The sequence below is a fragment of the Martelella sp. HB161492 genome (genome assembly GCF_013184775.1).
Taxonomy (GTDB): Bacteria; Pseudomonadota; Alphaproteobacteria; order Rhizobiales; family Rhizobiaceae; genus Martelella.
This window is the reverse complement of sequence record NZ_JAATVV010000002.1, coordinates 470,948-485,373: the sequence shown is the minus strand read 5'-3', so window position 1 is coordinate 485,373 and position 14,426 is coordinate 470,948. Positions and strand designations below refer to the sequence as shown.

Annotated in this window: 14 protein-coding genes; 8 read left to right on the top strand and 6 right to left on the bottom strand. The window is 60.1% G+C overall.

What is annotated here, in order from left to right; translation table 11 throughout:
• Positions 1–34 precede the first annotated feature (34 nt).
• The 6 genes from HCK86_RS05115 to HCK86_RS05090 form a co-directional block, all read right to left on the bottom strand.
• Positions 35–1,576, bottom strand: a complete 1,542-nt coding sequence (locus HCK86_RS05115; protein ID WP_176083380.1) for an ABC transporter substrate-binding protein — start codon at positions 1,574–1,576, stop codon at positions 35–37.
• Positions 1,577–1,609: 33 nt separating this feature from the next.
• Positions 1,610–2,467 (bottom strand): serine hydrolase, encoded by an 858-nt coding sequence (locus HCK86_RS05110; protein WP_176083379.1) that lies wholly within the window; start codon positions 2,465–2,467, stop codon positions 1,610–1,612.
• Positions 2,464–4,095, bottom strand: coding sequence for an ABC transporter ATP-binding protein (locus HCK86_RS05105; RefSeq protein ID WP_176083510.1), 1,632 nt, complete (start codon positions 4,093–4,095; stop codon positions 2,464–2,466). Before HCK86_RS05105 ends, HCK86_RS05110 begins: the two co-directional genes overlap by 4 nt.
• Positions 4,092–4,910: an ABC transporter permease gene (locus HCK86_RS05100; protein WP_176083378.1), complete on the bottom strand. Its 819-nt coding sequence runs from the start codon at positions 4,908–4,910 to the stop codon at positions 4,092–4,094. The genes HCK86_RS05105 and HCK86_RS05100 overlap by 4 nt, the downstream gene beginning before the upstream one ends.
• The gene (locus tag HCK86_RS05095) at positions 4,907–5,851 is read right to left on the bottom strand and encodes an ABC transporter permease (protein WP_176083377.1); all 945 of its coding nucleotides are present in this window, start codon (positions 5,849–5,851) and stop codon (positions 4,907–4,909) included. Before HCK86_RS05095 ends, HCK86_RS05100 begins: the two co-directional genes overlap by 4 nt.
• 225 nt (positions 5,852–6,076) lie before the next feature.
• Positions 6,077–6,982 (bottom strand): LysR family transcriptional regulator, encoded by a 906-nt coding sequence (locus HCK86_RS05090; protein WP_176083376.1) that lies wholly within the window; start codon positions 6,980–6,982, stop codon positions 6,077–6,079.
• A 368-nt stretch (positions 6,983–7,350) separates the two neighbouring features.
• Between HCK86_RS05090 and HCK86_RS05085 the strand changes: the two genes are divergently transcribed.
• The 8 genes from HCK86_RS05085 (at position 7,351) to HCK86_RS05050 (ending at position 14,408) form a co-directional block, all read left to right on the top strand.
• Positions 7,351–8,250 (top strand): ABC transporter substrate-binding protein, encoded by a 900-nt coding sequence (locus tag HCK86_RS05085; RefSeq protein WP_176083375.1) that lies wholly within the window; start codon positions 7,351–7,353, stop codon positions 8,248–8,250.
• A 17-nt stretch (positions 8,251–8,267) separates the two neighbouring features.
• Entirely contained in the window at positions 8,268–9,143 is an 876-nt protein-coding gene (locus HCK86_RS05080) for an amino acid ABC transporter permease (RefSeq protein ID WP_176083374.1), read from the top strand.
• A gap of 9 nt (positions 9,144–9,152) precedes the next feature.
• Positions 9,153–9,947, top strand: coding sequence for an amino acid ABC transporter ATP-binding protein (locus HCK86_RS05075; protein WP_246739453.1), 795 nt, complete (start codon positions 9,153–9,155; stop codon positions 9,945–9,947).
• Between the two features lie 12 nt (positions 9,948–9,959).
• On the top strand, positions 9,960–11,063 hold the full coding sequence (locus HCK86_RS05070; RefSeq protein ID WP_176083372.1) for an L-tyrosine/L-tryptophan isonitrile synthase family protein: 1,104 nt from the start codon (positions 9,960–9,962) through the stop codon (positions 11,061–11,063).
• The gene (locus tag HCK86_RS05065) at positions 11,060–11,935 is read left to right on the top strand and encodes an ROK family protein (RefSeq protein ID WP_176083371.1); all 876 of its coding nucleotides are present in this window, start codon (positions 11,060–11,062) and stop codon (positions 11,933–11,935) included. The genes HCK86_RS05070 and HCK86_RS05065 overlap by 4 nt, the downstream gene beginning before the upstream one ends.
• Entirely contained in the window at positions 11,935–12,714 is a 780-nt protein-coding gene (locus HCK86_RS05060; protein ID WP_176083370.1) for an FCD domain-containing protein, read from the top strand. The genes HCK86_RS05065 and HCK86_RS05060 overlap by 1 nt, the downstream gene beginning before the upstream one ends.
• 227 nt (positions 12,715–12,941) lie before the next feature.
• A complete protein-coding gene (locus HCK86_RS05055) occupies positions 12,942–13,703 on the top strand; it encodes a 6-phosphogluconolactonase (RefSeq protein WP_176083369.1) in 762 nt (253 codons plus the stop codon).
• 249 nt (positions 13,704–13,952) lie between these two features.
• The gene (locus HCK86_RS05050; RefSeq protein WP_176083368.1) at positions 13,953–14,408 is read left to right on the top strand and encodes a MarR family transcriptional regulator; all 456 of its coding nucleotides are present in this window, start codon (positions 13,953–13,955) and stop codon (positions 14,406–14,408) included.
• Positions 14,409–14,426: the final 18 nt, after the last annotated feature.

Sequence of the window (14,426 nt, the reverse complement as noted above, 5' to 3'; positions counted from 1 at the left end):
GGCCGCGCCCCGGGGAAGGGCGCGGCGGGGCGCTTCAGGGAAGCGAAACTTCCCAGACACGGGCATTGCCCTGCCAGACGGGGTCGCCTTCAAGACCGGCCGTCGCTGCCCAGATGTCAACCATGTCGTACATGAACAGACCCGGCATGTCCTCGAGCATCAATGTTTGGAATTCGTCGAAGATGGCCTGCCGTTTTGCCTGATCGGTTTCACGATAGGCGGCATCCAGAAGGGCGATTGCCTTCGGATTGTCCCACATCAGCGAACTGTTCTTGTCCTTGTCGCCGACGTAGAAGCTCATCATCAGCGCCGGGTCCAGACGCGGCGAGACCGACTGTGAAATCACCTGGTAATTGCCCGAGCGGCGGCGCTCGACCTGGGTGGCATAGTCGAGGACCTCGATCTCGACGTTGAGCCCGACCTGCTGCATCATCGCCTGGGCAATGATCGCTGCCGGATAGCTTGGAACATTGCCGCGCTTGTTGGCGATGATGCTGATCTTCTCGCCGTTGTAGCCGGCCTGCTTCAGCAGGGCTTTTGCGGCTTCCGGATCATAGGGCAGGCATTTCTGCTGCGTTTCGCTGTAATAGATCGAATTGCTGGCGACCATGGAGCAATTGGCCTTGCCCGTGCCGTTCGAGGCGGCAGCGACCAGCTGCGGCAGATCGAGCGCCATGGCCATGGCGCGGCGCACTTCCGGCTTTGAAAGCACGGGATCGCGGGTCTGCATGTAGAAGAGGTTCTTGCCGTTATTGGCAGCCACAATCAGCTTTGCATCCTTGGAATCCTTGAATTCCGGCACCAGATCGGGCGAGATTTCGGCCAGATCGAGCGCGCCGGACTGGATTCCGGCCTTGACCGTGGAGGCATCGGGCACGACCATGAATTTCACACCGTCGACCAGCGCGTCCTTGGCGCCGACCATGCCGTCGGGCTTGCCATCATTGGGCGGAGAGACATAGGCATCGTTCTTCAGCAGATGAACATATTCGCCCTTCTTCCACGCATCCCATTTGAACGGGCCGGTTCCGATCGGTGCAATGAAGCTGCCGTCGGCGGCAACCGATTTCGGCGAGATGATGCCGGTGAAGCCGCATTCCGGGCGGGCCATCAAACCGAGGAAAACGGCGGACGGTTCGGCAAGCGTCATTGACACCGTCTCGTCATCGATCTTTTCGACATCCGTCAGCTTGACCACCCGGCTGCCATCGAAATCGGGCAGGCAGGTCCATTTGGTGGCCGGATCCATGTAACGCTTCATGTTCCAGATCACGTCGTCGGCGGTGAGCTTGTCACCATTGTGAAAGACGACGTCGTCACGCAGATCGAAGGTGTAGGTCAGTCCGTCATCGGACATCGAAACCGACTTGGCCAGAAGCGGCTTGACGGCGCCGTTGTCGGTGTAGCCGACGAGACCTTCCAGCACATGCATCATGATCGTGTCGGTATTGCCGTCACGGTTGACGCCCGGGACATTGGATCTGAGATCGGAGCTCTGTGCCACGATGATGTCGCGCGCCATGGCCACCTGGCCAAGTGCTACCAGCATGGTGCTGGCAAGAATGAGTTTCTTCATGTCTGTTCCCTTGTGCTTGTTGTCATGCGGTTTTCAGAGGCCTGTAAAGCAGGCGCGGGCGAGTTTTCCGATGGTTTCCAGCGCCACCGTGTAGCCGGGCAAGCCATCGGCCATTTCCATCGGCACGTTGTCGGTATAGGCGGCAAGAATGAAGAGCGGGGCGCCATCGCGGTAGACGATGCCAGCGTCCATGCGACCGCGCTTGCCACGGCCGCCCTTGCTGGCAATCATTGTTCCGAAGGGCAGGCGCGAGTGGATGCCATAGCGCAGCACCTGGCCCTTCAGCGTTTTCAGGGCAAAGGCGGCAAGCGGCGTGGAGACCTTCAGCCGCGCGGCGGCGGCAGCATCGGTCTGCGCGGCAAGGATCGTGTCCAGCAGCATCACCTGATCCTCGGCCGTTGTGGTCGTCACCGTGTCGAGCGGGTGATCGTGCGGCAGAGCCAGCGGCGGAATGAGGAACCGGTGATGCGTGCCCGCCATGCCGATCTCGGCGCAGTAATCTGCGACTTCGCGCAGCGACAGGCGCTCGAAGACCATGCGGGTGCAGACATTGTCCGACAGGACGATCATGCCGGTGACGGCATCGCGAAGCGACAGGCGGATGCCCGGTGTCAGGTGCCGGAAAATGCCGCTCGCCACCTCTTCGGCAAGCCGGGCCTCATAGACGATCTCTTCATCAAGATCGAGCCGGCCGGCTTCGACGGCGGCCAGAACCGCCATCATGATCGAGATCTTGCGGGTCGAGGCGGAGGGGGTTTCAATGTCAGCCTGCCGCTCAATGGTTTCACCGGTCAGCATGTTCTTGACCTTGAAACGGATATCAAAGGTTTCCTGGGCGCAGATTTCGGCCAGCGCATCGCTGGTTGCCATCGTTCTGGCGGTGTTGATCATTCTTCGTTCTCCAGCCGCCACTTCAGCGCCACGCCACCGCTCTCGTTGTAATCGAGGGCAGGAATGGCGCGGAGCAGCCGGCGGGTATAGGCATGTTGCGGATTGTCGAAAATGGCGTCGCGCGGCCCTTCCTCCACGATCCGGCCCTCGCTCATCACGATCACCCGGTCGGCGATCTGTTCGACGACGGAAAGATCATGCGAGATGAACAGGCAGGAAAAGCCGTGCCGTTTCTGCAGTTCGGCGAAGAGATCGAGAACCTGCGACCTGACGGTCACGTCCAGCGCCGAAACGGGTTCGTCGGCGATCAGCAATTTCGGCTTGCGGACAACGGCGCGGGCAATCGCGACCCGCTGGCGCTGACCGCCGGACAGTTCATGCGGCAGCCGGCCGGCAAATTCATCGTCGAGCCCCACTTCCGCAAGGGCGGCAAGCGCGCGCGCCTTTCGGACGGCGCGTGACAGCCCGGCAATGCCGCGCAGCGCCTCGGCGACGAGATCGAGGATCGTCATGCGCGGATCAAGTGAGGAAAACGGATCCTGAAACACCATCTGGCAATTCTGGCGGTAGTTCTTCCAGTTGGCTTCACGCGGCTTGCCGTTGAAGACGATCGTGCCGTCCGTCTGATCGACCAGCCCGGCAATGGTGCGGCCAAGGGTCGTCTTTCCCGAACCCGAACCGCCAACCAGTGCCACGACTTCGCCCGGATGAATTTCCACCGAGACGCCGTTGAGTGCGCGTTTGGCCTGACCTTTGCGGAAAAGACCGCCCGCGGCGCCGTAATCCACCACCAGATCGTTGACCTGCAAGAGCGGGCCTTGATGCGGATCGAAGACCCGGTTTTCGCCGCGCAGCGGCAATGATGACAGTAGTTTGCGCGTATAGGCGTGTTCGGGGCGGGTCAGAATATCATCGGTCGCGCCACTTTCGACGACGACGCCCTTTTCCATCACCGCGATCCGGCTGGTGTAGCGCGCCACCATCGGCAGGTCGTGGCTGATCAGCAGCACGGCGGTGTTTTCGGCCCGTGTCAGCTCCACCATCAATTCCATCACGTCGCGCTGGATCACGGCGTCAAGAGCCGTGGTCGGCTCGTCGGCGATCAGCAATCTGGGCTTCAGCAACATGACCGAGGCCAGCATGATGCGCTGACGCATGCCGCCGGAAAACTCGTGCGGATAGGCGGTGAGCGCGCGCTCCGGTGCGGCAATGCCGACACGCGTCAGCATGGCCAGAATGGCCGCGCGGCGGTCTGCAGCTGATTGCCTTGTGTGCAGCTTCAGGCCTTCCTCGAGCTGCCGTCCGATGGTCATGGACGGGTTGAGCGAGGTCATCGGCTCCTGAAACACCATGCCGATCGATGCACCACGCAGTCGGCGAAGGTCACGCAGCGGCATGGTCAGCGTGTCCGTTCCCGCAAACAGCGTCTCGCCCGTCGCAACCTCGATCCCTGCCGGCAGCAGGCCGGTCAGCGCCCGGGTCGCCAGGGTTTTGCCCGAGCCGCTTTCGCCGACAATGCCGAAGATCTCGCCGCGCTTCAGCGTGAAACTGACCTGATTGACCAGGGCCTTGCCGTCACCGCGCACCAGTGTCAGGTCGCGCACATCAAGAAGGATGTCGTCCATCAGCTGATCCCCCTCATGCGCGGGTCGAGCCTGTCGCGCAATGCGTCACCCAGAAGATTGATGCCCAGCAGTGTCAGGGCGATGCAAAGGCCGGGGAAAATGCCGAGCCAGACGGCCTGCTCGATGAACGGGCGGCCAGCGGCCAGCATGTTGCCCCAGGTAGGGGCTGGCGGCGGCACGCCGAGGCCGAGGAAGGACAGCGCGCTTTCGGACAGAATGGCCCAGCCGAACATGGTTGTCGCCAGTACCGACATCGGCGCCAGGCAATTGGGCAGGACATGGCGCAGGACCGTGTAGATCTCGGAATTGCCCATCAGCTTGGAGGCTTCGATGAATTCGCGCTCGCGCAGGGTCAGAACAACACCGCGCACCAGCCGCGCCATGGATGGCGTGTAGGCAATGCCGAGCGCGAAGATGATGCCATACTGGTTGGCGCCGAACACGGCCAGCAGGCCGAGCGCCAGAAGAATGCCCGGAAAGGCCAGCAGCGCATTGTTGACAGCCATGATCAGACCATCGGTCACGCCGCGGGCATAACCGCTGACAAGCCCGATCAGTGTGCCGGCGATAACGGTGAGCGAGACGGTCAGCGTGCCGATCCAGACGCTGGCACCGGCGCCGACCATGATCCGGCTCAAGACATCACGGCCGAATTCGTCGGTTCCCATCCAGTGCGCGGCGCTTGGCGGCGCAAGCCGGGTCACGAAATCCAGCTGCAGCGGATTATAGGGGGTCCAGAATACGCCGAGAAGCGCCGTTGCCAGAAGCACGGCAATGATGAAGCCGCCAATGATGGCATTGTAGGAAAGATGTCTCATTTTGCCGTCACCCGCGGGTCAAAGATCGGATAGAGCAGATCGACGATCAGGTTGACCGCAACATAGGAAAGCGCGACGAACAGCAGGCAGCCCTGGATCACCGGATAATCCCGCTGGAAAATGCTGTCGACCATCAGCCGTCCGAGGCCGGGAATCGAGAACACCGTCTCGATGACGGCTATGCCGCCGAGCAGATTGCCGAGCACCAGGCCGATCATCGTCCAGGTGGGGCCGAATGCGTTCTTGAAGGCATGACGCCAGAGCACGGCCATTTCCGAAAGCCCTTTGGCGCGGGCGTGGGTGATGTAGTCAAGACGCAGCACCTCCAGCGTCGATGCGCGCGACATGCGCAGCAAGACGCCCATCTCGTGCATGACAAGCGTCGCCACCGGCATGATGATGTAGATCAGCCCCTCGAGAAAGTTCTGCCGCATCGAGACATAGCCAAGCACCGGGAGCCATCCGAGTTTCAAACCGAACAGCAACAGCAGCAGCAGGCCGAGCCAGAAGGTCGGGATGGACAGCAGCAGGGTCGCGGTGCCGACAAAGGCAAGGTCGGTCAGGGAGTTCTGCTTCCAGGCGGCGATCACACCCGCGGGAACCGCAAAGACCGCTGCGAGAATGACCGCGATCAGCACGATCTCGCCGCTGATGACAAAGCGCGAGGCGACCAGCGGCAGCACGGGTTCGTCGTTGACGATCGATCTGCCGAGATCGCCGGACAGCGCATTCTTCGCCCAGATGACGAATTGCTGCGGCATCGGCTTGTCGAGGCCGAGATCTGCCTGAAGTTCGGCAATCTGCTGCGGATCGGCCATGTCTCCGAGCATCAGTGCCGCCGGATCGCCCGGGATCAGGCGGATCAGCGCGAACACTGCAATCGATACAATGATGACCGTCGGAACCGCCATGAGCAGGCGGTTCAGAAAGAATCTGAGCATTTATACCCCTCTTGCAACGGCACCTCTTTGGTGAGGTTTGGTTTCCGTTTGCCTGATTTTGAAAAGATTATGACGATAGGAATTTGATGCCGCAATATTATGAAAAAATTCATAGATATATGCGGCCGTGACGCTGGATAACGGTCCTGGCAGGGGACGGTTGTGTTTTTCAGATAATCATTCCAAACGATTGAATATAAACATTTTTCATGAATTCTGGAAGGATCAGTTTCCGCCCTGCGAGCGGATAATCTGCCGTTTCAGTGCCTCGCGGAGACCATTGGCAGCCAGAGAAAGCGGCATGCCCACGGCCGTCGCAATGCCGAATTCCTGCTTCAGGCTCGGCTGAAACGGGCGCTGCACGATCGGCAGGTGACGATAGAGATTGGCGTAGAAACTGCTGGCGATGGCAATGCCGAGCCCTTCGGCGACATAGGCGCAGGCGGAGGAATTGGAATGGGTCTCGATATGGACATCGGGGCGCACGGCGGCTGCGGAAAAGATCCGGTCGAGAATCCCCCTATGCTCGCGCTGCCGTCCGAGCATGACGAGCGGTTCACCGCGCAGATCATCGGGCGTGATGCGTTCATATCCGGCCAGACGATGTGCTTGCGGAATGACACAGACGCTTTCGCCGCGGGCGACGATTTCAAGCCCGATGCCCGGCGAGATTTCGCCTTCGTGCCGAAGAAAGCCGAAATCGATCGCCCGCTGCTCGATCATGCGCTGAATGGTTGTCGTGGTTTCGAAAAAGGTCTCGACCCGAACGCCCGGAAATTCACGCGCATAATCCTTCAGCATCAGCGGGGCGAAGTTCTCCCACATGCTGTTGGGTAGACCGATCCGGACGAACTCCGTCTGCGAGGTTCCCGTGCGGATATCTTCCGCGAGCTGGGAAAAGCGTTCGACGTTCAGAAGCACCGTTCGCGCCTCGGCCTCCAGTGTCCGTGCTTCCGGGGTGGGCAGAAGCCGGCCTTTCTCCCGCAAGAACAGGGTGAGCTGCAATTCGTCTTCCAGCTGCTGCACGATGCGGCTCACGCCGGACTGGCTGAGGCCGGTATTCTTCGCTGCCGCAATGGTCGAACCGGTGGAAAGTACCGCTCGGAACACTTCCAGCTGTTTGATGTTCATTGTCGTTTCCCGTTTGCATGCGCCGCGCGACCACTGGTCCGGCAAGAGCGGGTCCTGCGATACCAGATCGGTGTTTCGGCCGCCTGGGGCGGATCGCCGATGCGCGGGGCAGGCGTGATTCTTGAGACCGCCAGGGTGCAGGCGCTGACGCTGACAATGGCCGAGATCTGCCGCATTGGCCACCCCCGATGATGCCGGTGGGGGTGGCGGTCGCAGGTCCCGGCGGCGCGTTTCCGACCGGTGGCGAAAGCCTGTCGGTGCCCTTGTCGGGGTCGATTAAAAAAGTCAAAGGGAAACCCTATTGCCATTTAAAGGGAAAACGAGTATCCCTTTTGTCGTCGTCAACATAAAACCAAGGGGAACGACCTATGACCCGCTCCAAAACCACAGCCTTTCTGAGTGCCGCGCTCTGCGGTGTCGCCTTTGCCTGCCTGGCAGAGACTGCCGCAGCACAATCGCTTGAGGTGACGCCGAAGATGGCCGCCGAAACGGGATGGACAGAGATGCTGCCGTCCGATGTCAAGGAAAAGGGCACGCTTGCAGCGGCCACCACGGATGGCAATGCGCCATGGTCTTTCGTCGATGAGGCGACCGGCAAAGCTGTCGGCGTGGACGTCGATGTCATGAACGAGGCGGCAAAGCGTCTCGGCCTCACCATTGACTGGAGTGTTATTCAGTTCACGGCCGGCATTCCCGGTGTTCAGTCGGGCCGCTACGATTTCTATGTCAGTGCCATGGCGGACACCAAGGCCCGCGAAGAGGTTGTGAACTTCATCGACTATTCGCAGGAAGGTTCCGGCGTCATCGTCAAGAAGGGCAACCCTCTGGATATCAAGACGATGGAGGATCTCTGCGGCAAGAAGGTCGCAATCGTCACCGGATCGCTGTTTCCTGCCATCATCGATGATCTGAACAAGAAGTGCGAAATGCCTGTCGCTTTGACGGAGACGGCTGATCAGTCCGGTCCGTATCTGGCCGTTGCCAGCGGCCAGGCCGATGCGACCATGAACACCTATGGTGTCTCGAACTACACGCTTCACACCGCGACCGAAGGTATCCAGACCCAGCTTGAACTGTCACCTGTTCCACGCTTTGCCCCCGCCAATCAGGGCATTGCCTTTGCCAAGGACAAGACGGACATGATGGCGGCGCTTGCCGGAGCCATGCAGGCGATGGCCGAAGACGGCAGCTACCAGAAGATCATGGACAAGTGGAGCGTCGGCGACGGCGGGCTTGATCCGATCACGCTGAATGATGCGCTGTTCTGATCGGCGGGCATGTTCGCATGACACATGAGATCATATCTCATCCCACACTGGACGCCGGCCTGCGCATTCATCGCAGGTCGGGGCCTCTGATCCGCAACATCGTCTTCGCCCTGATTGCCGTTGCCGTCGTATGTGTTGCGGCCTGGATCGTCCTTGGCAGTGGCCAGATCCGCTGGAATGTGGTGGCCGACTATTTGTTTTCGGACGTGGTTCTGAAGGGCGTTCGCACGACCCTGGTCCTGACCGTCGTGTCCTTCGTCGGTTCGCTCGTCCTCGGCACTTTGCTGGCCGCCATGCGGATCTCGCGCAATCCGGTGCTTGAGGCGATTGCCTCGGTCTATATCTGGTTCTTCCGCGGGACGCCGCTGCTGGTGCAGATCGTTTTCTGGTTCAATCTCGGGCTCTTCCTGCCCAAGATCGAGATCGCCGGTCACGCGATTGCCACCAACAGTCTGATCAATCCGACGACGGCGGCGCTGCTTGGCCTGTTTCTGAATGTCTCGGCCTTCATGTGCGAGATCATTCGTGGCGGCCTGATCTCTGTCGATCCGGGACAGACCGAGGCCGCGCTTTCGATCGGCATGACGCCGGGGCATGCGCTGATGAAGATCGTCCTGCCGCAGGCCGTTCGGGTGATTATTCCAACGGCGGGAAATCTCGCCATCGACCTCTTGAAGTCAACCTCGCTCGTCTATGTCATCGGCACGCGGGAAATCCTCGGAACGACGCAAAGCATCGCCGCTCAGACCTTCTATGTGATCGAAATGCTGATGGTGGCTTCCATCTGGTACCTGATCCTCGTGTCGATCGCCTCACTCGGTCAGGCCTGGCTGGAGAAGCGTCTGGCGCGCAGTGCCAGCACGAAGCGCCGGACCGTGACGACAGAGAAATAGGAGATGAACATGGTTCACGATATGCCCGCTTCCGGGCCGGCGGACGATGTCATCCGCATTCACGACCTGAAGAAAAATTACGGTCATCTCGAAGTGCTCAAGGGCATTGACCTGACGGTCAAGCGCGCTCAGGCGGCCTTTGTCATCGGCCCGTCCGGCTCCGGCAAGAGCACGCTTCTTCGCTGCGTCAACAGCCTCGAAAGCTATGAGGGCGGTCAGCTCTGGGTCGAGGATTATCTCGTCGGCGCGGAACGGCGTGGCAACCGATTCGTCGAGGCCCATCCGAAAACCACGGCCCGCCGGCGCGGCAGCATCGGCATGGTGTTCCAGCGCTTCAATCTGTTTCCCAACATGACTGCGCTTGAAAATGTCACCGCCGGCCTGCGCATGGTCTTGAAGATGAATCGCGACGAGGCGTTTGAACGCGGCAAGCTGCTGCTGGACCGCGTCGGTCTTGCCAATCGCGCCGATGCCTTTCCGGCGCAATTGTCCGGTGGTCAGCAGCAGCGCGTGGCCATCGCCCGGGCGATTGCTGCCAATCCTTCACTTGTCCTGTTCGACGAGCCGACGTCGGCCCTCGATCCGGAACTTGTTGGTGAGGTTCTGGCCGTGATGCGGGATCTGATCCGCGACGGCATGACCATGATGGTCGTTACCCACGAAATCACCTTCGCCGAGGAAGTCGGCGACATGCTCTATTTCATTGATCACGGCCGTGTTGCCGAAGCCGGTTTGCCATCGGACGTGATCCGCAATTCCAAGCATCCGCGCACGGCAGAATTCCTGTCGCGGATCCGTCAGTAAAGAAGATTGCCGATGCCCAGCCCCTATATTTACGTCAACGCCGAATTGCCGAAGCGTTTCACGCCGCCGAAGATCGAGAAGAAGACGGTCGCAAATGCCGAAGCGCTCAATGCCCTGCTGCTTGGCAATGATATCATCGTCACGGCAGCCAGTAACGGCACGACGCAGGAGCGTATCCTGTCGATCTTCGAAGATCCGGAGGTGCTGTTTGGCGATCCGTCCTTCATTCCGGCCAATCGCGCGGCCTGGCTGAAGAAGATCAGCCACTTTGTCGAAGCCGGCAAGCCGCTCGAATTCGTGTCGATGGCCTTTCCCTACAAGTCGCCCAATCCGCTGAAGACGGACCGCAAGGCGCCCGATCTCGGAGAGGCTCTGATGCTGCGCCGGTTCCAGGCGGTCCTTGACGCCGTTGGCGCTGTCTACGCGCCGGGCGCCCGCCTGACGATCCTTGAGGAAGGCATTCTCGGCCGCTGCCAGGGCGTGCCGCCTGAGGATATTGCCGCCTATCGCGCCGGCATTGCCGCGAGTGTCGCTGTAGCCGGTGTCGATCCGCAGCGGGTGACGTTTCACAGCCTGGATACGATGGTCAGCGATATTCCCAATTTTGAGGCGCGCTGGATCCATGAGCAGGAGCGCCTGCGCGAGCTGCATGCCCAGGGCGAGGCCGGGATCGTCGATGCCTATGCGACGACGGTGAAGGCGTCGCGCACATCGGTTCCGACACAGGATTACGAGCCGGAGCTTTTGGCCGCCGCCTATGATCCGGATCAGACGGAATCGGCGCTGCGTTATGTCCGGGACTATATCGAGAAGGTTGCGCACCGGCAGGTCTTTGCCTATCGCGCCATCATCAATCTCAGGGATTCGACGGGCTATCTGCATAATCTCAGACCCAACGCACTGAAGCTGACTGTCTCGCCGAAACCCGAAAATCTGGCGGTGACGCCGGTCAATACCTGGTCGAAGATCCTGCCTTATCATGGTGTGCCGGTGCTCGGCGCCGACGGGCGATGGACGATCCGCTATCTCGGCGGCATGGAGAACATGGTTCTGGAAGCGCTTCATCTTGACGGCGAAGCCGATCCGGCGCCGATCGGCTATCGGGTGCTTGGATGACGGTGGATTTCTGTGTGGATATTGGTGGCACCAAGATCCAGTACTGTCTCATTGACGAAGATAATCATGTCCTGCCGCTCGGACGCACGCCAACGGCGCTGATGCGGCGCGGCACCAAGGCTTTTGCTGCAGATCTGGCGTCGCTGATCGAAGCTGTCTGTCCGCCGGGTGTCGCAAGGGTCGGGGTTTCCCTCAACGGAATTCTCGACCGGGGTCATGTGGTCTATTCCTCGCTGATGGGCGGCCTTGTCGACTTTCCGCTGCAGGCCTATCTGGCCGAGCGACTGAAGAAGACAGTTCACGCCGATGATGATCTTCATGCCATGGGTATCGCCGAAGCGCGTCTCGTTGAGGCATCGCGCGACAGGCCTGTGGCATTGCTCAACATTGGTACGGGAATCGGGATCGGCTTTTACGATGGGGCGGTGCTGCGTGGCAGCTATGCCGCAGGCCTGATTTCCGAGCAGCCGGTCTATGTCGAGGAGCTGGGCGAGTACCGCTCGCTGGATCGCACGGTGTGCGGACGCGGCATGCGGGAAATATACGAAAAACTTTGTGAAGATCGTGCGGAAGCCGTAACAATCTTTGCGCGTGCGCGGCTAGGAGAGGCGGCAGCACAGAAAACGGTGCGCATCTTTGCGCGCTATCTCGGGGAAACCATGCAGATGATCTCGCGATTCTACCATCCGGAGAGAATTGCCATCAACGGTTCGATCAAGCATGCGGCGGCGGATTTTCTCGGCCCGGCAAGCGATGTCTACCATGATGGCCTTTCAAAGCCGTTTGTCGCCGAGATCGCGATTTCACCACTCGATCATGCCGCAGAGCGCGGTGTGATCCTGGGGCTTAAGGAGAGGGAAGAGGCGTTTTGATGCGACCCAGTCAGTCGGGAGCCAAACCGTTCGGAAAAGACAGTTCCGGCGCGTTTAAGCCCATCACCGTACACCGGACATTCCAGACCATCATCGAGCGCATTGTCGATGCCATCGATGCTGAAGGTCTGGTGCAGGGCGATCGCCTGCCGAATGAAAAGGACATGGCCGAGAAGCTGCAGGTCTCGCGGCCGACGCTGCGCCAGGCGCTGCGGGTTCTCGAAAATTCCGGCGTGCTGCTGATCCGTCCGGGGCAGGCCGGCGGCATTTTCGTTGCCTCGGAAATGATCCCTGCGGAAGTGCTGGGACAGAAGATTGCACTGGAGGCCGATCACGTTGCCGAACTGATCACGGCGCGGCGGATGATCGAGCCGATCGTCTATCATATGGCCGCGGAAAATGCCTCCGATCGCGAGCTGGACCAGATCGCCGATACGATCGTGCTGATGCAGAAGCATATTGATCAGCCGAATATCGTGCTGCAGGCCGATGGCATGTTTCACCGCCGTATCGCCCATGCAACGGGCAATCAGGTGCTGCGGCGGACGATGAACGGTATCTATCGCGAGCTCAATCCGCTTCGCGGCGCGCTCAGTCAGACCGAGGATCGGGCGCAGCATATGATCGAAGTGCATACACGGCAGCTGCAGGCGATCCGGCAGAAGGACCATTTCCTCATCGACCGTTTTCTCGAGGAGACCTTCGTCGACCTCGAAATCGAATTCAACGTGACCTTTCCCTTCGGCGTTCGCTATGCGCCGAGGGAAGAGCGGAGCTGAGGCTTCGCCAGAGCATAATCCGGCCGCAATGAAATGAGGGTCGATAAGATTATGCTCGAAACAACATCCAGATAGGGCGCCGATCTGAACCATTGGGAGCAAAAGGCGCTTTAGCCCGACACTGAAGGACAAGCCTTCACGCAATTCAGCCGGCGGTGATGCCGCTGGCTGAAAAGGACCGGTCGTGTCTTTTCGGCGACCAGGAATGACCACAGAAAGGAAGAAAAATGGAACATCTGAAATATGGAGAGCTGGAAGTTCTGGTCGGTGCCAGCGATCAGGAACAGGGCGAAGCCGCAGCCGAAGCGCTGGCCACCACCATCAAGGCCGAACTCGCCAAGAAGGACGAGATCTGCATCATCATGGCGCTCGGCGCTGCCCAGCCGCAATTCTTCACCGCCATCAAGGCGCGCAATGATATCGAATGGAGCAAGATCACCGTTCTGCATGTCGATACCTATATGGGTGTCCATGAAAGCCAGGAGGAAAGCGGTGCATCCCGCATGCGCAAGCATCTGCTGAATGAGGTGAAGCCGAAGGCTTTCTACCCGATGAACGGTGCCGCTGAATCCCTGGAAGACGAACTCGCCCGCTACACGAAGATCTACAACGATCATCAGCCTGTGCTCTGCGTTGTCGGCATCGGCGAAAGCGGCCATCTGGCCTTCAATGATCCGCCGGCCGATTTCGACACCAAGGATGTGATCCGCGTTGTCGCTCTTGATCCGACGACCCGTGGTCAGGTCTTCAAGAACGGTATCTTCAAGACCATGGATGCCGTTCCGAAATATGGCCTGTCATTGACCATGCACGCCCTGCTGAAGCCGGGCCGCGTGCTGGCACTAGTGCATGAAAAGGACAAGGCGCCCGTGATCAAGACGGCGCTTGAAGGCCCGGTCACATTCATGTGCCCGGCTTCGCTGCTGAAGAAGACGCCGCAGGCAACGCTCTACCTCAATCAGGATGCGGCTTCGCTCCTCGATCGCTGAGACCTCTTCGGCTCCCGCCGGAGCCTGGAATAAAGATGAAAGCGCAGGCTGTTCGGCCTGCGCTTTCATCGCATTGAAGCACCCCGGACGGTGATTTGCCCGACGCAGGCGGGAGAGGGATGCGCCGCGTGCCTTGCTCCAGCATATCGGGAGACGACCGCTTTGCCGGTGTCGCACGTCCGGAGACCGTCTTCGAATTTTTAACAGATAAACTTGCAAGTTTACCTGTTAAATTATATCGTGCCCTTCATGGCAAATTCCATCGAGAATGAAACGTCCGCCGAAGCCGCAGTCACCGATCTGTCATTGGCGATTGGTCAGCTTCTGCGCCGCTTGCGCTCTGCCACCAATCCGGATGGGCTGAGCTGGTCACAGACCAGCGTGCTGGCGCGCCTTGACCGAGCGGGCGCCATGACGACGGCCGATCTGGCGCGTGCCGAAGCGGTGAAGCCGCAGTCCATGGGCATGACACTGAGCGAGCTGGAGCGCGAAGGGCTTGTTGCGCGACGCCCGCATCCGCGCGACCGCCGACAGGTTCTGTTCGTGCTGACCCCAAAGGGAGCGGACGCCCGCGACAGGAGAAGCGCTGCGAAGCAGCAATGGCTTCTGGAGGCGATGGCCGCATTTTCGGACGACGAAAGGCAATTGCTGGTGGCGGCAACGCGGCTGATCCGGCGATTGGGGGATGCGTCCTCGCCGCAATGACCCCGGGCGATCCCCGTA